Below are 18,663 nucleotides of genomic sequence, written 5' to 3' on the forward strand. Positions count from 1 at the left end.
CCCAAGCCACAGGTATTTCTGCCTCAGCCTATGGTGATAGTGCCAATGCTTCAGGTGCAAATGCCACCGCCACAGGTAAAGGTGCTACAGCTAGTGGTGCGAGTTCTATTGCCACAGGTGATACTGCACAAGCATTGGGTGAAAGTTCTATTGCTACAGGAAAAGGTGCTTATGCAGAAGGGTTGAATGCGGCGGCTACAGGATCTGATGCCAAAGCAATTGGTCAAAATGCTACAGCTACAGGAGCTAATGCCTTTGCGAATGGTGAATTTGCCACAGCTATAGGTGCTAATTCTTCAGCAACTGGAATAAATTCTACAGCTATAGGAGCTAATTCTATAGCTGTAGGAACTAATGCAATTACTATAGGCATTACGGGTAAAGCTGAAGGTAATAAGGCGACATCGTTTGGTAGCGAATCTAAAGCTACTCAAGAAAATGCTTCTGCCTATGGTAATAATAGTAGTGCTGCTAAAGTTAATGCTTCTGCCTTCGGAAACAATGCTGCTGCAAGTGGTACAAGTGCTTCTGCTTTCGGAAACAATGCTGCTGCAAGTGGTGAAAATGCTTCTGCTTTCGGAAATAATGCTACTGCAAGTGGTGTAGGTGCTTCTGCTTACGGTGATGGTGCTATTGCCAAAGCAGACGGAGCTATTGCTATGGGTCAAAATGCCAAAGCCAGCGAAATTGGAACAATTGCCATTGGTCGCAATGCCCAAGCAATAGGTGACCCAGCAACAGCAGTTGGGGATTCAGCACTTGCTTCAGGAACAGATGCTGCTGCTTTTGCTTATAATTCTCAAGCAACTGGAAATTACTCTACAGCTATCGGTACTGCTTCTCGTTCTAGCGGTGCAAACTCCACAACCTTGGGTGCTAATGCGGTCGCTAGTGGTGGCAACTCCACTGCCATTGGTACAGGTGCAATTGCTACAGGTACAGGACAAATGGCTTTTGGTACTGCCGCCAGCTACTACACATTGCCAGGGCTTGCTTCTTCAGGCTCATTCGTAGGCAATAAATACCAAAGTGGAGATAGACGGTACGTTACAGTAGACCAATCTGGCAACTTAGGTACTGCTACTTTCGATCCTTCTGCAATTGAGAAAGGACTATACGAGTTAGGCAGACAAATTGAATCTGTGGGGTCTCTGGCTGCTGCTTTATCATCAATTCCCAACACCCTACCACATGGTGTCAGTAGTGGTTGCGGTGTAGGAAGCGGGGTTTACGGTAGTTCTTGGTCAGGTGCTTTTGGTTGCGTCGCACGTCTTAATCGCAGCATTACCTTTAATACAGGTGCAGCCTTCACATCTACGACTTCTTCTATCTACAGTAAAGCATCTAACTTTATGGGTCGCTTTGGGTTATTCTTTGAGTTCTAACCTTCAATTTGTTTCTTGATATGCCCTCTATGAAGGAGCATATCAATTTTGGCTTTATTGCTTTCTTTGTGGTACAACATAATAAATTAAGATTGAAAAAGCAAACTCAAAACCTTGAATATAGATTTGTCAGTAACCCAGCCCTAAAGGGACTAGGCTTGCAAGAGTAATCAAGCAAGCCGTACTGACCAGACCACCCTGAGCGACTTGCCCTGACTTGTGCCGAGCGAAGTCGAGGTAGCGAAGTCGAAGGGTAGCCGTTATTTGAGTCACGACACCCACCGAATGCGTAGCCAGTTCCCTGCTCTGTCGCTTGTGATTAAACAGTTCTAAGGTAACAGGAACAGTGTTGCAAGCCCAACAAGCTCTTATAACAGGTCTAGGCTAACATTACCCCAGAAATGGGAGTTGGTTTCCAGATTCCAATCAAAAATCTGGTTTCAATTTTAGTATCCACAGCGGTTAAAACCGTGGTCAGTGAGCTTGTCGAACTGCTCGTGTCGTTTCCCTCTCAGGTCTAAAGACGCTGAGTTTCCCACTTACCGGGTGTTCTTATGAAATTCACAATTAATAATCTGTTTGTTGTATCGCTGTTTACTATCATTCTCACTAGCCAAATTAGCCAAGCTCAAACTCCGCGCTCACAACCCCGCAATAATAACAATAATAATTCAAAAACAGCTAATAGTGATTGGGCTAACTTTACTACTACTCAAACAGAATTTATCCAAGGATGTGTAGGAAATCAAAACCCAGATCCTGCTAAACTCAAGATTAAACAAAACTTCTGCCAATGTGCTTTAACTGTTTATAAAAGCCGCTACACTCCCCAGACATTTGCTCAAATTAACGCACTAGCTACCCAAGTAGGAAAAGATGGACCACGTTTAGTTAACTTGATGGTTAAACCTGAACTAGATCGCTGTTCTGCCCAAACTAATTATTTGCCATAACTTTTATGTTTGGATTGAGTCGTGGACGCAGTTTTAATTTATTAAAATTCCTATTAGAAATAGGAATAATTGGGACAACTTGCTTGACAAGTGTTCAAGCACAGGTCACACCTGGTAATCAACCTTTAGCTCCCAATTCTAATTCCAGTGCTGAACAGAATTTTCAGCAAGGAAATATTACGCGTGCGATTCAACAATGGAGCCGTGATATAAAAAATAATAATAATATTGTCATGGCTTTATTTAATCGTTCCCAAGCTTATATTTTGCTGAAACAATATAATTATGCTTTACAAGATTTAAATCAACTGATTCAAATTCAAGGGAAAAATACGCCATCTCAAGTTTTTATTATTAAAGGTGTTGCACTAAGCGAACTTAATCAGTTACTAGAAGCAATTCAAAACTTTAATCAAGCAGAAAAATTAGAGTCTTCTCCTGGGCTTTATAACAATCGAGCTTTAGCATATCAACGTTCTGGACAATTAGACAAAGCTTTAGAAGATTTAACTAAATCAGTGCAACTAGCACCAACAGCAATTAGTCGTTTAAATTTAGCAAATGTGCGTCTTCAGATTGGTCAGTTTACACAAGTAGTGGAGGAAATGAATCAACTAATTGCTCAAGAAAAAACATTTTTTCCTTCCTATCTCGCCAGGGGTATTGCTTATTACAATTTAGGACAGTATAAATCTGCGATTCAGGATTTTGTGTTCACTTTAAAAATTTCCTCAGATCAACCAGAAGCTTATTACTACGCTGGTTTATCCTTTGCTAAATTGAATTTAAAAGAAGATGCTGCTCAAAACTTAATTCGTTCAGCGGATCTCTATCTTCAAAAAAACGAATCCATTAACTATCGTAAAGTTCTGGAGAAGATGAATGAACTTAATCTGCAATAAAATAGTACTCGAGTAAGTATTCAGGTTATACCAAAATCCGGCGTTGCTGATTTGATGTATGAAAATGATGGTTCTACCGTTCCCCTTGTGATCAAACATCCTTTTGATATCTCCAAAACCATTGGTGTACATGAGTTTGAGCTAAATTAATAAACGATAGCGAAGCACTCCGTAGGAATCGCCTAAGTAGGTGGGCGGGGGAAAATCAAAATATATTTCGTTTTGTGAAATGGCTAAAACTCAACCACAATAACGCATTGAGGTTAATTTACATATCGTTACACATTTTGGTTATTTTACGTCCACTTACTTATTTTTGAATATATTAAAGCCTCAAACCAAATTAGGACAACGGTTTATACTCCAAAAAATTATAAAGGGAGCGGATGTACAATAGACATCTCCGAAAATTAAATGTGCGTCGTTTGAACCCCTTGTAGAGACGTTCCATGGAACGTCTCTACAAGCTTTACCGGAGAAGTCTAATAGACATCTCCAAAAATTAAATATGCGTGACCTGAAACTCTTGTAGAGACGTTCAATGGAAGGTCTTTATCATCTTTTTTGAAGATGTCTATTATACAACAGATGAAATGAAAGATAACCCAAATCAGATATGGGTTCGGACAGAATTTACAGATGCCTGTTTCGATTTACCATAACCTAATTGCCAATTACTTACTTGCTTTAAGTCATTTATTTTGCCCGCAAAGATATATTGGAGTGCAGTGCGTGTTTGTAAATATCCCCTGACTAAATAATGTCCTGGTTGAAGATTAATGTCATCTATAGCTTGAGTGAATTTAACGGTAGTTCCACAAAAGGTTTTATTGACTGGTAAATTAACTTTGATAAGCCGATCATATACATAATTATTTGGCAGCATAAATACAGCATATACATGATGTTGACCCAACCAGGGACGGACTAATATTTTCTCAGGATGGATATAAGATTGTGTAATTTGGCTAACCATAAATCCCTCTTCTTCACAGGGAAAACTTGGGGATTTATCTAAGAACTTAACAAAGCCAATTATGATCACTAAAGTCAAAGAAAATAAAAAATAAGGGAGTTGACGGTTTCGCACTGCTAGTATCAAGGTTTCCATTTTAATAGGATACCCAAAATAATAAAGTGTGTTACTAACTAGGTTAGCATTGAAAATTGTCGTTTTGGGAAGGCAAGAGGCAAGAGTGAAGAAGCTTTGGGCGATTTTACTTTTCTTTACACACTTTGGTTTTATTGTGTTCACCTACTTACACAGCCACTATTGCGATCGCTCATACAGCGATTTCCAATCATATAAGGTACATCTTAGCCCCCTCATCGCACCCCCCTCAATCCCCCCGCAGCGGGGGGAAGAAAAGGATAAGCTTTTGATACTGGAGGGGGTTGGGGGTGGGGTTCTTGTTCCGGGTTTGATGACAATTTGTTATAATATTCGATACATCATTTTATTACCCGTAATTACTGCCATGAATAGGAATTCGGTTTGAATCACTGTGTTAAATTTTGCCACAGGTCAGGCATAATCCTGTTTATGTTGATTATTAGCCATAGTCAGGCGATGACCACCCTCTATGGACACACTAGAATTATATGTTGGTGAAGGACAAACTGTACAGAAAGGACAAGCGATCGCTGCTGTTCTACAGGCTTAAGTAGTGAGACAGAATTAGTTACACAATGTCATTGCAAATGGAACGAAGTGAAATCAAGCAATCGCCAGGGTTGTGATTGCTTCCCTTCGCTCGCAATGACTGTAAATATTTTTGTCCAATTACTTACACCCGTTGACCCAGTAAATTACTCATAATTTAATTTTATTTAAATTCAAAAAGTATGCTATGGTAATAGAGATATAAGGGCGCGTGGCTCAGTGGATAGAGCAACAGGTTCCGGTCCTGTAGATCGGGGGTTCGAATCCCTCCGCGCTCATTTTTATTTTCTTTGTACTTTTACTTAATTTGTCTCAAAAAAACTACAATACCACCTGAAATTAACGAAACTCCCAACCAAATTAAAGGTTGTACTAAGCCAATTTTTGTTCCTTGCGGATTCTCGTTGACATTTTGCCCCAGTTGAGAAATATCTACAGCCTTTCCTGTAGCCACAGTGACAACAAACTTTAACTCAAAAGGTTTAAAACTTCCCTCAATCACAGGTTTACCACTCAATTGCAACTGATAAGCCCCTGGTTTGGGAAAAGTTACTTCTGTTCCTGGTATGCCTTCATACCGTTCAGCCTGAATAGATTTTAATCGAGGTTCAATTAATGCTGGTTCTCCTGCTACATGAGGTTCAGCATAAATAGCCAACCGACAATTACAATCTTTTAAAGGAATTACCTTACCACCCTTTCGCGTCAGGGCAAACCAAGTTTGAGTAACTTCCCCCGCGCGGGGATTATCATTAGGTTCTAAATGGACAGTACCACCCACATCCTCGGATATTTTCACCGTGTGGGCTAAAACTTGAGTATTTGTAGTAACTATCAAACTAGATAAAATTAATAATAATAGATACCTGATTTTGCTGTTACATTGAGTAGAACGAGTCAATTTACCGCGACTTATTGGGAGGAACATAAAATTTTTCTAGATGTAAATATAACCAAAAATACCGTGAGCGCACTAATAATACAGCAGAAATAATTATCCCCAGAAACACGGCTGCCAACTGGTTTTGCCAACTTAATCTGAAAGCCCCCAGGTAATGAGAACCAATCATCAGCGTATGAATAGCACTCAATAACAAAGCTGGTACACTCAGGAGATGAATTTGTCGCCAACGCTTACCTAATGACTTTTGCAGAAAGTCGAAACTTGTACAAGCAGCAGGAAGCATTAATAATAATGCCATAGCTCCTGCAATCATCCCCCATTGAAATTCTAACTTTAAAAACCAAAAAGCGTTGAAATTCCACGCTAGGGAGTGTTCAAAATGATGAATAGTATGTACCCCAGCCAGAACAAAAGCCCCAACTCCCAAAGCTCGACGGTAACGCAGAGGTGCAGACCAAAAACTATTCACAGGACGGGCAATCAATGAGAGAATTAAACAAATTAGAGACGCGTGTCCGCTATAGTCTGTCATGGTATCCCCTGTTCGTAAGAGGGTAATAGCCCCAATTATTAGAGTTACCCAACCACCCAAGCGAAATAATTGACTGCGGCGATCTTTACTCATTAAAGCCGTAGAAACACCTACACCTAGCATGATGGGCAGCGTGCCAATTCCGAAAGCTAACATTGTCGCTGTTGCTTGCCACAAATTCCCTGTGGCAGCAGCCTTAATTTGAGCCGCATATAAAAAACCACAGGGCATTAATCCCCATGTCATGCCCAAAAGTGTCGGTGTCCACCATTGAGTTTGTGCAGATAACTTGAGCATGGCTGCACTGAGACGGTTGTGTAAATTTCCTTTTAAGATGGGGTGTAGTAGGGGAATATGCGGTAATAAATCTGGTTTCACCTGTCCTAAACCAAACCAAATCAGAGTTATGCCTGTAATTATGGCTATCCAACGCCGCAAATCACTACCGACTCCTGCAAGTTGCCCACCTTCTACTAATACGGAACTGATTGTGCCAATACCAGCACCTACTAAAGCGTAACTCAACATTCGCCCCAGGTTGAGTAAGGTATGAAACTTTAATTGCTGTTGCCAAGTTGGATTTTCCTGCTGTTTAGAAAGAGAAAAAGCTACTGTTAAGGGTCCACACATTCCAAAGCAATGTCCAAAACTGCCTAAGAAACCTAGTAATGTGATGAGTAATAAATCTAGCATATTCATGATGGGAACTGGGAATTGGCAATTAGACATCTCTAAAAAAGATGCTAGAGACGTTCCATAGAATGTCTCTACAAGGGTTTCAGATCAAGCATCTTTAATTTCTGGAGATGTCTATTGGGAAAGTATACTTTTTACATCTCTTATCATCATGTCCATGTCAAAAGACAATCTGTCAAACTTGGTGTAGTTTTATATTTGATTTCCTATGGTTGGGTTTAAATTATGATCAAAAAATGGCTTTGGAAGACGATGAACGTATTGCCAAACCGTCCCTGATTGGCAGCAACGGTTGAGGGATTTTGTTGATCAACTTATTGAAGACTCGGACAAACAGTAATATATGGATAGTTATGGGTAGAAATTATCAAGCTGTTTCTACCCCCCTTTATAAGGGGGTAAACCGGAAAAATTAAGTAGTGAGACAGAATTAGTTACACAATGTCATTGCAAATGGAACGAAGTGAAATGAAGCAATCGCAAGGGTTGTGATTGCTTCCCTTCCCTCGCAATGACTGTAAATATTTTTGTCCAATTACTTAGTTCACTAACTTTGAGCAATACCTTCTTCCCGTGCGGCTTGTTGGACAGCAGCAGCCACAGCAGTAGCAACACGCCGATCAAAGACAGAAGGAATAATATGTTCCCGGTTCAAGTCCGAGGGTTTAACTAAAGATGCGATCGCATTGGCAGCTTCCAAACACATATTAGTAGTAATTGTCCTAGCCCGACAATCTAAAGCCCCACGAAACACCCCAGGAAACGCCAGGACGTTATTGATTTGGTTGGGGTAGTCACTTCGACCTGTAGCCATGATAGCGACGTTTTTAGGGGCTAATTCGGGTTGAATTTCGGGAATGGGATTAGCCATTGCAAACACAATTGCATCCTTCCTCATTCCCTGTACCATTTCTGGGGTTAAAACTCCCGGTGCGCTGACACCAATAAACACATCTGCACCTTGAACTGCACCGGCTAAAGTTCCTTGGGCTTTAACAGCAAATTCCAGTTTTTCAGCGGTTAAATCGGTGCGATTATGGGAAATAATTCCCTTTGAGTCACACATCAAAATGGTTTCTGCACCGGCTTTGCGGAGTAACCGAGCGATCGCTACCCCAGCCGCACCCGCACCATTTATCACAATGCGGATATCTGCAAGGGATTTCTGCACGAGTTTCAGAGCATTAAATAAAGCCGCTAAGGTGACAATGGCTGTACCATGTTGGTCATCATGAAAAATCGGGATATTTAATTCCGCCCGCAGTCTTTTTTCAATTTCAAAACAGCGGGGGGCAGCGATATCTTCCAAATTTACACCACCAAAAACCGGGGCGATATTTTTAACTGCTTTGACAATCTCATCCGTATCTTGAGTATCTAAACAGATGGGAAAAGCATCAAGTCCAGCAAATTCCTTAAACAGCATCGCTTTCCCTTCCATCACGGGTAAAGCCGCCGCTGGTCCCAAATTGCCCAAACCTAATACTGCACTACCATCAGTGACGATTGCCACCGTGTTCTGTTTGATAGTCAGATTATATACTTCTTCTGGATTTTCGGCGATCGCCTTACAAATGCGACCAACCCCAGGAGTATAAGCCATAGCTAAATCAGAAACACTTTTGAGCGGAATTCTACTCACAATACTGATTTTGCCACCCCGATGTAAATTAAAGGTGCGGTCATAAACATCAATTACCTGAATATCTGGTAATCCCTTCACCGCCTGTACAATAGTTTCTGCGTGTTCCGTACTCGCCGCATCAACAGTCAGATCACGGATAGATTCTTGACGGCTTTGTTCAATTAAATCAATTTGTCCGAGATTACCACCAGTGGCAGCGATCGCTTGAGTAACAGAAGCTAACATCCCCACGCGATTGGGAATTTGTAAGCGCAATGTCACACTAAAACTAGAATTAGGAGTAAGATTTTCCATGTGTGCTAACCTCTATTTTAAATTTTAGATTTTATAGTGAATTGCTACGGGAAATTTTATTTTCCCAAAAAACCATGTCATCCAAATTAATCGGATTTCCAGAATTATTAAACGCAGATAAACGCAGATAAACGCAGATAAGGATGGATGAATTCATTCTTACCTCTTAGGGAACACCAAAAAATAAATTACCCAATTTTGTGGGATGGGCATCCTGCCCGTCCTTGATGATTAGCGGGCAATTCGTCCCGCACCACCAGAAATTTTTGGGTATTTTTTTAATTGGAAGTCTCTTGCCTCTTACCTCTTGCCTCTTGCCTCCTCCCCGACAACTTACGGCAATAGTTCGGGGAGAGTAGTTTCTAGTTTCAGACAATTAGCACCATTCACCTGTAATTGATACTCTACCTTATCCATCAACCGATTCATAATTAACCAACCATAACCACCTTCTTGCTTTTCTGTGGGATTGGGAGGAAAGTAAGTAGATAAATCAAAACCTTCACCATAATCCCAAATCTCTATAGATAAATCTCGGTCTTTCAGTTCTAACCGCAGTAAAATTGTTAATCCAGGCTTGTTTTTATGGGCATGACGCACAGCATTAGAATATCCTTCTGTTAAAACCAAGCGTAGGCGACCTGATTGTTTGATCCAATCAACAGATTCCCCTAGTTGTAATTGTAAACATCCGAATAACCATTGTTCTGCAATATTGATGAAACTTAGGTCACTGGGAACATGAAGTTCACTTTTCATAACCTATAAAACCTCTAAAGAGAGTATAGTTTGATCATCGTCTTGAACATCGTTATTGGTTTGAATAAAAGCTAATAAATTATCAAGATTAAGGGGTTGAGATTGCTTTTTTATAAGTTGCCATAGACCTTCTTGGTTAAGCATAGAACGATGAGTTGTTCTCGAACTGTCTAAGGTTTCCCAGACAGTTGCTTCCGTAATACCATCACTAGCCAGAAGTAATGTATCTCCAGAAGAAAGCATCAAACAGCCGGATTCAGCCTGCCATTTAGGTAGTATTCCCAAAGGAATACTGCGAACTTTCAGATAATGAGGGGAATCATTCAAAGTCGCGTGCTTTGACCAGACAAAAGGATAAATATGCCCAGAATTAGCATAGACTAGTTCTTTTGTAGTTGGGTGATAACGAGCTAAAACCATTGTGATAAAATAATTGCTGCTCATTAAGTCGTCTCTCAGGGCAGAATTCAGGTTCTGCATGATGACATTTGGCTCTACTGGAACTTCTTGACAGAGTTCCCTCCGCAGCAGTGAAATCGTACTAGCCATAAATAAAGCCGCCGGTACACCTTTACCAGAAACATCACCAACGGCTAACCACAAATCACCATTAGGATGAACAAACACTTCAAAAAAGTCACCTCCTACCTCTCGTGCTGGATAGCAACAAGCTTGGACTTTTACACCTGCCATTTCTGGTAAAGTTTGCCGCAATAGGTTATGTTGAATTTGGCGGGCTACTTCCAACTCTAAGTTAATTTGTCGTTGTTTTTCTTGCAAACTCTGATAGAGTTTTGCTTGGGAAAGGGCTAAGGCTGCTTGTTCCGCTACACCTGTAATCAGTTGAATATCTTCTTGATCCCAAATGTGATCACTTCCCAATTTACAAATAGCAATAATAGCTAGTAAATCCTGTTGATAAATGAGGGGAAAAATTAGATATTGATAAGGGATGTCTTTGTAGATATCGTCTTTTATTTCATAATGGTGAGTTTGGAAAACTTTGGCAATTAAATTACTGATATCTGGAAGTAAATCATAGATTTTAGATTGAGAATTTTGATAGCAAAATTGCCTTTCGGTTAGTAAATCATCTTCGACTGGTTTGACTAAACAATAATGAGCCGCGAATTTTTCTCCAATTGTAGTAACGATTTTTTGCAGCATATTTTCATAGTCTAAAGATTCTCTAATTGCTGTTGTTACAGCATTAAATAAAGATTCCCGTCGCAAGGCACGAGATAATTCTGCTAATCGTTTTTTAACTAAGCGATAGGTATCACTAGCTTGATTGACTAATGTTTGGAGTTCGCGGGGATTCCAAGGTTTTGTAATGTATTTAAATACTCGACCTGAGTTAATTGCATCTACTAAATCTTCTACATCTGTAAAACCTGTGAGCAAAATCCGAATTGTATCGGGAAACCGCTCCACTGTCAGACTTAATAGTTCGCTACCGTTCATTTCAGACATTCTTTGGTCGGAGATAATTACAGCCATTTCACCTTCTTTTTCTAAGATAGCTAAGGCTTCAGTGGCACTATTAGCTTTATAAACTTTAAAATCTTTCCAAAATGTGCGATAGAGGACATCTAAGTTATCTAGCTCGTCATCTACGACCATTAGCTTGAGCTTATCTAACTTTTTTCCAGCCATAAGGTGTCCTTAATTTTAATAACTAAGTAAGTAGGTGAACACAATAAAACCAAACTGTGTAAAGAAACGTAAAATCGCCCAAACCCTCTTGCCTCTTGCCTTGCCATAACGACAATTTTCAACGCCAACCTACTTAGGTGGACGTGAAATAACCAAAAGTGTGTACCGATATGTAAATTTACCTCAATGCGTTATTGTCGTTGAGTTTTAGCCATTTCAAAAAACGAAATATATTTTGATTTTCCTCCTTCCGCCTACTTAACTAAGCCAGAACGCATAGCAATTACTACTGCTTGGGTACGGTTATTGGCACCTAGTTTGTTCATAATATTACAAACGTGGGTTTTTACAGTTCCACTTGCAATATAAAGTCTCTCGGCGATATCATTATTACTACAACCTTTGGTAATTAATTCTATCACTTCTAATTCTCTGTCTGAGAGAATACCGACTTTAATAAGTTGTTTATGATCATGGGATTTGAGAGAATCTTGTTTTTGCTTGGCCTTTTCTACAAGAATCCGGGCAATCACTGGATCAATCCAAGGATTTCCCTCAGCAGTTACCCGGATAGCATTCAGTAAGTCTTCAAGCTTAAGATCTTTTATACAGTAAGAGTCTGCACCAGCACTAAAGGCTGAAAGTACGGATTCTTCATGATAAGATGATGTTAAGATTAATACTTTTGTATTTAATAACTGTTGATGATTCCCTTTAATTTTCCTGGTTAATTCAATTCCATCTTGATCTGGTAAACCTATATCCACAATCGCCACATCTGGCTGTAGCTTTTTTAACATTATAAACCCATGACGAGCATTGTTAGCTTGTCCAACTAGTTCAATTTCGTCTGTTCGTTGTAATGCTGTGCAAATACCGAGGCGAGTGAGTTCATGATCTTCAATGATGACAGTGCGGATTTTACTCATTTTTCGTCACATATTTTGGTTTTTGCCGTCCACCCCTAGCCCTCCTCGTTCTTCGAGGGGGAATAAGAAGTTTTTGCATATATTCTGGTGTACACAGTTCATGATGGCTACTTAGATATTAAATAATATAACCCACATTCCGCATATTAACGCTGGGCTACTCGCAATAACAAAAACAAACCTGTGGCTAATCCAAATAGATTAGGCAACCAAGCACCAATTAAGGGTGAAAGAATACCAGCTTGTGCTAATGCTCCAGAGACGGATAGTAGCAAATAGTAACTAAAAATTACAATCACGCTAATACCAAAACTTGTGCCACGTCCAGTGCGCTGAGGGATACTACCCATAACTGAACCAACTAAGCCAAAAATAACGCAAATAAAGGGAAAGGCGATTTTTTGCTGGATTCGCACTTGCAGTTTGCGAATTTTTTGATTGTTCCCACCTAAACGTTCTATTTCTAATTGTTCTAAGGCTTGGGAGATATTCATTTCCCCGTAGTCTCGGCTATTTTCGGCTAAGGTTAAAGGTGTGCGAGGAAGTTGTAATTGCTGATGTTCAAATCGTAAAATATTCCGATATGAGCGATCTGTCGCTACTAAATAGATAGTCCCATTGTAAAAATCCCAAACTTGTTTTTGAGTGTTCCATTTAGCTGATTCGGAAACAACGATTTGATCAACTCCGCCTCGGGAACGATCTATAATTGTTAAACCGTTCATTTGCTTACCATCAAATTGGTCAGCATAAAATAAGCGAGAAAGGATCTTTTTTCGAGTACCATCTGCTTCTTTAAATTCTCGATATTCAGGATAGTAAATATTTTGTTGTTTAAAGGAAGGTTGGTCTGATTTGAGAGCTTGTGCTAGGGTGATAGTGGCTTTGTAATTTGCGGCGGGGGCAATTTGCTCATTAAATAAATAAGTGATGATAGTGACGGCAAAACTTAACACCACAGCCGTTAAAACCATGCGATAAACACTAACACCACACCCCCGCAAAGCGATTAATTCACTTTCGCTAGAAAGGCGACTATAGGTCATTAAAGTAGCTAACAAAGTGGACATGGGGAAAGAGTACACCATGACATAAGGTAGCTTTAAGAGGAAAATCTCTAGGGCGATATTGAGAGGTAGCCCGGATTCTACAACCTTTCGCAGTAATTCAAATAAACTATCAATTGCTAAAACTACAGAAGTAAATGCACCAACACCAAATAAAAATGGTGAAATTAATTGCATCGCTAAATAGCGATCCATGATAGAAAATGAAAATATTGAAATTAAATTGGAGAAGGGTTTAATCTGTTTAGATATCATGATTATGTTTCGTGAAATCTCTCTTAGAGATCCCGCAGGGTAGATGCAAAGGAACAAAGGCGCAAAGTTTAAACTGCAAAATTATCACCTAAATAATATTGTCGCACCAAGGGGTTATTATACAGTTCTTCAGAGTTGCCAAAAGCAAGAATTTGTCCTTCACGCATAATATAACCACGATCTGTTATGGCTAGGGTTTCGCGGACATTATGATCTGTGATTAAAATTCCCATACCGCGATCGCGCAATTGACTGACAATCTCCTGAATCTCAGATACAGCAATGGGATCAACTCCCGCAAAAGGTTCATCTAAAAACAGGAATTTGGGTCCTTCTTTCCCTGCTGCTAAAGCCCTCGCTAATTCTGTGCGTCGTCGTTCACCACCAGAAAGTTGAATCCCTTTACTATTAGCTACCTTTTCTAAGTGAAATTCTTGTAATAAGGTATGTAGTCTGTGTCTCCATTCTCTCCTGGGAACTTGAGTTTGTTCAAATACTAGGAGAATATTTTCTTTCACTGACAACTGACGAAATACACTTGCTTCTTGAGCTAAATAGCCAATACCTAATCTAGCCCTTGCGTGCATGGGGAAATTAGTAATATCTAAATTGTCTAACCACACTTTGCCATGATTCGGTTTTTCTAAACCTGTGGCAATATAAAATGTTGTCGTTTTCCCCGCACCATTAGGACCAAGCAAACCGACAACTTCCCCCTGGCTAACAGAAAGGCTAACACGATTTACAATTAATCGTTTACCGTAGGATTTGTGAATATTCTCTAAAACAATTTTCACTATGGGATTTTGTCTAGGTGTAGATGCTAATTAGAACGCTTTAAGGCTGGAGTTTTTGGGGCTGGTTTCGTAGTTTGTCTACTAGGATTAGAATCTTCTATCATATATATAGATTCTACCTGACGGTTAGATTGGGGTAAGGCGATGAATCTGCCTTCGTCAATTAAATAGGTGACTTTTTCGGCACGAATGCTATTGCTACCCTGTTGTAAAATGTAAACATTACCACTGAAGTCAATCCGTTTTTCTTTACTAAAGTATTGAGCTTGAGCAGATGTGGCTTGAATTTGCCGAGCCGGGTAGACCATTTGCACATTGCCACGAGCAGTAATTACTTGAGTTTTCGCGTCATATTCTTGGGTATCAGAGCGAATAGTCAGGGGACGATTTCCCCCAGATTGGGCTGTAGCTGGTAGCAATTGGCTGGGCAATCCTGCAACACCTACAAGGGAAATTGGCAGTGCCAGGGCTAATCCTAAGCGGCGTATCCGTGATTTTAGTAATTGATAAGGAGGTATCATAGAAGCTAGGGAATAGGGAACGGGGAATAGGAAAATAAAATATCAGTCCTATAGCCAAAACGGACGGTTTTTTTTAACTTTAGTTTCGCGTTGAAAATCTTTGATCACAACTGGCAAAATTTGTTAATTGTTACCGAATCTGATACACCAACAAAAGATTCATAAAATCCATCAGAAAAATCATCAAAATCCCACAAATCATAGTTTAGACAGGGAAATAATAGGTAAAAGCCTAACTTGATTTTGAGCCAATTCTCTATTTGCCATTGTTTCTAGGCTTTCTTGTTGTAGTGTTTTTAACAAATCCACACTTTCAGTTAGTAATTCTTCCACATTAATACCGCCGTAGCTAGGTAGATAACGCCGAAGACGATTACTACCTTCGCCTAAAAGAATCATTGCCCCCCGTTGGTTATGATTACCCAGATGATATAGTCCTACAGCAATTTGGAGAATACCTTGATAAAAAGTTTTATCTGGTTCGATACTATCGATCCAGAGTGCTTCAAGAATGTCATGGCAAGCGTAGAACTGTCCAGCATTGAACTGTTCTACACCTTGCCAAAACTCTTCAGGCATGATTTCGCTCATCCCATGCTATCCCGAACTTCTTTAATACAATCGAGAGAAATTTCCTGTTTGTCCCCAGAAAATTCATTTTCAGGTGTGAGGAATAGCATACAGTGACATTCTTTGCGTTCGCGCATGGGTACGCAGGGACAGTTCCAAAAAGCGGCGTTAACTTCGGCTTCTTTATCTTCGTAGTGACGACAAGGACATAAGGGCGCACCGAGTTCGTCTTTATGCTTGGCTAGTCCTTCGATGACAACTGCGGTAACGGAAGGTTCAGAACAGAAGAATGTTCCCGTCCGTTTGGCGTATTGTTCGGAAAAATGCCGCATTGCTTCTAGGCTTTTATCGCTGGATTTTGAATTCACTTCTGATGTGACCATTGGTTGTGCTGTTTATAAATTTCCATGTTTCTTTGCATTGTACATCAGGCTCAGTGTGAGAAATCGTTTCAAAATAAGTTTCAAAATAAACTGAGGGCTTTTTGTAGTTGGGGTTGTAGTTCTTGTTCGTTTTGGACGATGATGCCGGGATATTCCCGATTAATGAGGTTTGGTGTGGCTGAATCTGGATTTTGCCACAGTAGCCAACGACTACCCGGAGGTAAGGAAGATGTGGTGAAAGAGTTTTGGGTTAGCCAAATGAGGGGGCGGTGATCTGGTGGTAAGCTGTTTTTTTCGGTGGGGTTGGTGGCTGCTAAGGTTTCGAGAACGGAGATATTACCTGTAGTCAAACCTGTGGCTGATGTCCATAGTTGCACTTGCAGTTTCTGCTTTTGGGCATAAAAATACAGGGAAGCGGCGGCAATCACGGCTTGTTCAAATAATTCTTGTTGCCATATAAAGGAACTATCTATGGCAATGATAATTTCTTGTCCCCCGGTAATTACTTCTAATTCTCGGACTCGTAATTCTCCATAGCGAGCGCTCGTCCGCCAATGAATCAACCGAGTAGGATCACCGATGCGATAGGGACGTAGCGATCGCACTAATCCCGTTGTTGCCATCTGTAAAGGTTTACCACGCGGATCTCCCCTTTGGCTATCATCTTGTCCGATTTCATCAATTAAGGGGCAGGTAGTCAAGGGTAAAACGGTGGGATAAACAGTCGCCCTAGCTTCACACTGACGAGGACGACGACAGGAAAATAAACCCCAGGGCGCACCTGTGACTAATTCTACTGTGTGCCAGCGGTAAATACCACGCTGTTGGGTAGGGTGATAATAGATGCACTGATAACTCTCTTGTGGTGGAATAGCTTCAATATTTTGCTGGACTGGTTGACCAAGAATAAATGGGAGAATGTCTCTAATTTGTAATAAACTAGAAAATCGTTTTTTCTGATTTTGAATTTCTATTTCAATTTTCAGTGCATCACCGGCGGTTACTGGTGCAATAGGACGACGTTTGACAATTATACCTGTGAGCGATCGCGGTGCAACAAAAGCCGACACCCCCAAAAGCGCAAAACTAACCCCACTAATCACATACAGCCAGCCAGCCATAGTATTAATCCCTGCACCCAAATAACACACAGAGATTCCCGCCAACACCCAACCGCCATAAGCAGGTGCAGCAGCCCAGGTTTCCAACCAATTGTTGATTTTTTTAGTAATTTTCATCTTTCTTGTTTAACTTAATTTGGGGGAACAGGGAACAGGCAAGAGGGAATAGGGAATAGGCAAGAGGCAAGAGGCAAGAGGGAATAGGCAAGAGGCAAGGGGCAAGAGGCAAGAGGGAATAAATTTAATAATGATTGAGAATTACATCTAAAAAGCCCCTGTCATTAATTGCCACGGACAACTGACCACTGACAACTGACCACTGACAACCAACAACTGACAATATGGTTTATCCCGTTATTTGGCACAATAATTCAGTCTCACTGATTGATCAAACTCGCTTACCTAATGAATATACAGTGGTGGAGATTCACCGCAGTGAAGATATGGCACAAGCCATTACAACCATGATTGTGAGGGGTGCGCCGGCGATTGGGGTGGCTGCGGCTTATGGAATGTATTTGGGGGCAAGGGAAATTGAAACCAGCCATCGCCAAGAGTTTTTAGCTAAACTGGAAACAGTAGCTAATTTGTTGCGTTCTACCCGTCCCACTGCGGTAAATTTGTTTTGGGCAATTGGCAGAATGATGCAAACGGCTTATGAAACCATGGGAACAGTCGCCGAAATTAAACAAGCCCTTTTAGAAACTGCCCAAAAGATCAATGCCGAAGATTTGCAAACCTGTCAAGCGATCGGTGATCATGGTTTGGCGGCATTACCGCAAACCCCAGAAAAACTAATTATACTCACTCACTGCAACGCTGGGGCTTTAGCTACCGCTGGTTATGGTACAGCATTAGGTGTAGTCCGTTCTGCGTGGAAAGAAGGACGTTTAGCCAGAGTATATGCAGACGAAACTCGTCCCCGGTTACAAGGTGCAAAACTCACCACTTGGGAATGTGTCCAAGAAGGGATTCCGGTGACAGTAATTACCGATAATATGGCTGCCCACTGCATGAAACAAGGTTTAATTGATGCTGTAGTTGTCGGCGCTGATAGAATAGCTGCTAATGGCGATGCTGCTAATAAAATCGGAACTTATAGTTTAGCTATTGTGGCAAAAGCTCATAATATTCCTTTCTTTGTAGCTGCACCTTTATCTACAGTAGATTTTGAGTTAACTGATGGTAGTCAAATTCCCATTGAAGAACGTCACCCAGGGGAAATTTATCAAATTGGTGAAACTATCCTTACTCCTCCAGGTGTGGAATTTTATAACCCGGCTTTTGATGTCACACCTGCGGATTTAATTACCGCCATTATTACGGAAAATGGGGCTTTTCTGCCAGGAGATTTATTAAAGGCTCAGAAGATGCTTTAATTTTGACGGTGACGAGGGTTTAGCAATGCTAAGAGGGTGAATGAACAAGTCCCTCATGGTGTATCAAATATTTTTAGATCCCCCTAAATCCCCCTTAAAAAGCTATCGTGTACACACAAGTTAAATTACCCCCCTTAATGCCCCCGATGCTTTGGGGGGAAACCGGAAAAATTAGTTCCCTCCCCAAAGCATCGGGGAGGGTTAGGGTGGGGTAATTTGAGGAATAATGGTGATTCGATAACTTGTGTGTAC

The 18,663-nt window shown here is 40.7% G+C and carries 17 protein-coding genes, 1 tRNA gene and 1 pseudogene; 6 read left to right on the forward strand and 13 right to left on the reverse strand.

The annotated features are described in order from the left end of the window. The 3 genes and pseudogenes from IQ228_RS06325 to IQ228_RS06335 all read left to right on the forward strand — a co-directional run. A pseudogene (locus IQ228_RS06325) lies at window positions 1-1,385 on the forward strand (hypothetical protein); the annotation flags it as partial. A gap of 554 nt (window positions 1,386-1,939) precedes the next feature. Beyond that, window positions 1,940-2,338 (forward strand): hypothetical protein, encoded by a 399-nt coding sequence (locus IQ228_RS06330; protein WP_193962428.1) that lies wholly within the window; start codon window positions 1,940-1,942, stop codon window positions 2,336-2,338. A gap of 5 nt (window positions 2,339-2,343) precedes the next feature. Then, on the forward strand, window positions 2,344-3,240 hold the full coding sequence (locus IQ228_RS06335) for a tetratricopeptide repeat protein (RefSeq protein ID WP_193962429.1): 897 nt from the start codon (window positions 2,344-2,346) through the stop codon (window positions 3,238-3,240). A 610-nt stretch (window positions 3,241-3,850) separates the two neighbouring features. Here IQ228_RS06335 and IQ228_RS06340 read toward each other — a convergent pair. After that, the gene (locus tag IQ228_RS06340; RefSeq protein ID WP_193962430.1) at window positions 3,851-4,351 is read right to left on the reverse strand and encodes a hypothetical protein; all 501 of its coding nucleotides are present in this window, start codon (window positions 4,349-4,351) and stop codon (window positions 3,851-3,853) included. 757 nt (window positions 4,352-5,108) lie between these two features. On the opposite strand from IQ228_RS06340, the gene IQ228_RS06345 reads away from it, so the two are divergent. After that, window positions 5,109-5,181, forward strand: a tRNA-Arg gene (locus IQ228_RS06345). Between the two features lie 20 nt (window positions 5,182-5,201). On the opposite strand, the gene IQ228_RS06350 is transcribed toward IQ228_RS06345, so the two are convergent. Together IQ228_RS06350 and IQ228_RS06355 are read right to left on the reverse strand one after the other, a co-directional pair. Beyond that, entirely contained in the window at window positions 5,202-5,831 is a 630-nt protein-coding gene (locus tag IQ228_RS06350; RefSeq protein WP_027402597.1) for a hypothetical protein, read from the reverse strand. Next, window positions 5,806-7,032, reverse strand: a complete 1,227-nt coding sequence (locus IQ228_RS06355) for a sulfite exporter TauE/SafE family protein (protein ID WP_193962435.1) — start codon at window positions 7,030-7,032, stop codon at window positions 5,806-5,808. The genes IQ228_RS06350 and IQ228_RS06355 overlap by 26 nt, the downstream gene beginning before the upstream one ends. Window positions 7,033-7,145: 113 nt before the next feature. Between IQ228_RS06355 and IQ228_RS06360 the strand changes: the two genes are divergently transcribed. After that, window positions 7,146-7,331 (forward strand): hypothetical protein, encoded by a 186-nt coding sequence (locus IQ228_RS06360; RefSeq protein WP_152540396.1) that lies wholly within the window; start codon window positions 7,146-7,148, stop codon window positions 7,329-7,331. Between the two features lie 251 nt (window positions 7,332-7,582). Here the strand turns inward: IQ228_RS06360 and IQ228_RS06365 are convergent, their stop codons facing one another. The 10 genes from IQ228_RS06365 to IQ228_RS06410 form a co-directional block, all read right to left on the reverse strand. Beyond that, window positions 7,583-8,974 carry a malic enzyme-like NAD(P)-binding protein gene (locus IQ228_RS06365; RefSeq protein WP_027400690.1) on the reverse strand — a complete coding sequence of 464 codons (1,392 nt, stop codon included), beginning with the start codon at window positions 8,972-8,974 and terminating at the stop codon, window positions 7,583-7,585. A gap of 333 nt (window positions 8,975-9,307) precedes the next feature. After that, window positions 9,308-9,733 carry an anti-sigma regulatory factor gene (locus tag IQ228_RS06370; RefSeq protein ID WP_027400689.1) on the reverse strand — a complete coding sequence of 142 codons (426 nt, stop codon included), beginning with the start codon at window positions 9,731-9,733 and terminating at the stop codon, window positions 9,308-9,310. Between the two features lie 3 nt (window positions 9,734-9,736). After that, window positions 9,737-11,389: a SpoIIE family protein phosphatase gene (locus IQ228_RS06375; RefSeq protein ID WP_193962431.1), complete on the reverse strand. Its 1,653-nt coding sequence runs from the start codon at window positions 11,387-11,389 to the stop codon at window positions 9,737-9,739. 254 nt (window positions 11,390-11,643) lie between these two features. Then, the gene (locus IQ228_RS06380; protein ID WP_193962432.1) at window positions 11,644-12,318 is read right to left on the reverse strand and encodes a response regulator transcription factor; all 675 of its coding nucleotides are present in this window, start codon (window positions 12,316-12,318) and stop codon (window positions 11,644-11,646) included. A 146-nt stretch (window positions 12,319-12,464) separates the two neighbouring features. Continuing rightward, window positions 12,465-13,580 (reverse strand): LptF/LptG family permease, encoded by a 1,116-nt coding sequence (locus IQ228_RS06385; RefSeq protein WP_035081143.1) that lies wholly within the window; start codon window positions 13,578-13,580, stop codon window positions 12,465-12,467. Between the two features lie 128 nt (window positions 13,581-13,708). Then, window positions 13,709-14,437 carry an LPS export ABC transporter ATP-binding protein gene (gene lptB / locus IQ228_RS06390; RefSeq protein WP_027400685.1) on the reverse strand — a complete coding sequence of 243 codons (729 nt, stop codon included), beginning with the start codon at window positions 14,435-14,437 and terminating at the stop codon, window positions 13,709-13,711. Window positions 14,438-14,463: 26 nt separating this feature from the next. Next, window positions 14,464-14,958 carry an LptA/OstA family protein gene (locus tag IQ228_RS06395; protein ID WP_027400684.1) on the reverse strand — a complete coding sequence of 165 codons (495 nt, stop codon included), beginning with the start codon at window positions 14,956-14,958 and terminating at the stop codon, window positions 14,464-14,466. Between the two features lie 198 nt (window positions 14,959-15,156). Next, window positions 15,157-15,549 (reverse strand): DUF309 domain-containing protein, encoded by a 393-nt coding sequence (locus IQ228_RS06400; protein ID WP_193962433.1) that lies wholly within the window; start codon window positions 15,547-15,549, stop codon window positions 15,157-15,159. Further along, window positions 15,546-15,911 (reverse strand): ferredoxin thioredoxin reductase catalytic beta subunit, encoded by a 366-nt coding sequence (locus IQ228_RS06405; RefSeq protein WP_027400682.1) that lies wholly within the window; start codon window positions 15,909-15,911, stop codon window positions 15,546-15,548. Before IQ228_RS06405 ends, IQ228_RS06400 begins: the two co-directional genes overlap by 4 nt. A gap of 80 nt (window positions 15,912-15,991) precedes the next feature. Next, window positions 15,992-17,149 carry a DUF58 domain-containing protein gene (locus IQ228_RS06410; RefSeq protein WP_027400681.1) on the reverse strand — a complete coding sequence of 386 codons (1,158 nt, stop codon included), beginning with the start codon at window positions 17,147-17,149 and terminating at the stop codon, window positions 15,992-15,994. 224 nt (window positions 17,150-17,373) lie between these two features. On the opposite strand from IQ228_RS06410, the gene mtnA reads away from it, so the two are divergent. After that, on the forward strand, window positions 17,374-18,411 hold the full coding sequence (gene mtnA / locus IQ228_RS06415) for an S-methyl-5-thioribose-1-phosphate isomerase (protein ID WP_193962434.1): 1,038 nt from the start codon (window positions 17,374-17,376) through the stop codon (window positions 18,409-18,411). The last annotated feature ends 252 nt before the right edge of the window (window positions 18,412-18,663 follow it).

Origin of the sequence: Dolichospermum sp. LEGE 00246, from assembly GCF_015207865.1 — a bacterium.
Classification (GTDB): domain Bacteria; phylum Cyanobacteriota; class Cyanobacteriia; order Cyanobacteriales; family Nostocaceae; genus Dolichospermum; species Dolichospermum heterosporum.

Bases quoted from the DNA above. Each gene is read 5' to 3' on its own strand.
- IQ228_RS06330 (WP_193962428.1), top strand. From the start codon at position 1,940: ATGAAATTCACAATTAATAATCTGTTTGTTGTATCGCTGTTTACTATC.
- IQ228_RS06335 (WP_193962429.1), top strand. From the start codon at position 2,344: ATGTTTGGATTGAGTCGTGGACGCAGTTTTAATTTATTAAAATTCCTA.
- IQ228_RS06340 (WP_193962430.1), bottom strand. From the start codon at position 4,351: ATGGAAACCTTGATACTAGCAGTGCGAAACCGTCAACTCCCTTATTTT.
- IQ228_RS06350 (WP_027402597.1), bottom strand. From the start codon at position 5,831: ATGTTCCTCCCAATAAGTCGCGGTAAATTGACTCGTTCTACTCAATGT.
- IQ228_RS06355 (WP_193962435.1), bottom strand. From the start codon at position 7,032: ATGCTAGATTTATTACTCATCACATTACTAGGTTTCTTAGGCAGTTTT.
- IQ228_RS06360 (WP_152540396.1), top strand. From the start codon at position 7,146: ATGTCTATTGGGAAAGTATACTTTTTACATCTCTTATCATCATGTCCA.
- IQ228_RS06365 (WP_027400690.1), bottom strand. From the start codon at position 8,974: ATGGAAAATCTTACTCCTAATTCTAGTTTTAGTGTGACATTGCGCTTA.
- IQ228_RS06370 (WP_027400689.1), bottom strand. From the start codon at position 9,733: ATGAAAAGTGAACTTCATGTTCCCAGTGACCTAAGTTTCATCAATATT.
- IQ228_RS06375 (WP_193962431.1), bottom strand. From the start codon at position 11,389: ATGGCTGGAAAAAAGTTAGATAAGCTCAAGCTAATGGTCGTAGATGAC.
- IQ228_RS06380 (WP_193962432.1), bottom strand. From the start codon at position 12,318: ATGAGTAAAATCCGCACTGTCATCATTGAAGATCATGAACTCACTCGC.
- IQ228_RS06385 (WP_035081143.1), bottom strand. From the start codon at position 13,580: ATGGATCGCTATTTAGCGATGCAATTAATTTCACCATTTTTATTTGGT.
- IQ228_RS06395 (WP_027400684.1), bottom strand. From the start codon at position 14,958: ATGATACCTCCTTATCAATTACTAAAATCACGGATACGCCGCTTAGGA.
- IQ228_RS06400 (WP_193962433.1), bottom strand. From the start codon at position 15,549: ATGAGCGAAATCATGCCTGAAGAGTTTTGGCAAGGTGTAGAACAGTTC.
- IQ228_RS06405 (WP_027400682.1), bottom strand. From the start codon at position 15,911: ATGGTCACATCAGAAGTGAATTCAAAATCCAGCGATAAAAGCCTAGAA.
- IQ228_RS06410 (WP_027400681.1), bottom strand. From the start codon at position 17,149: ATGAAAATTACTAAAAAAATCAACAATTGGTTGGAAACCTGGGCTGCT.
- mtnA (WP_193962434.1), top strand. From the start codon at position 17,374: ATGGTTTATCCCGTTATTTGGCACAATAATTCAGTCTCACTGATTGAT.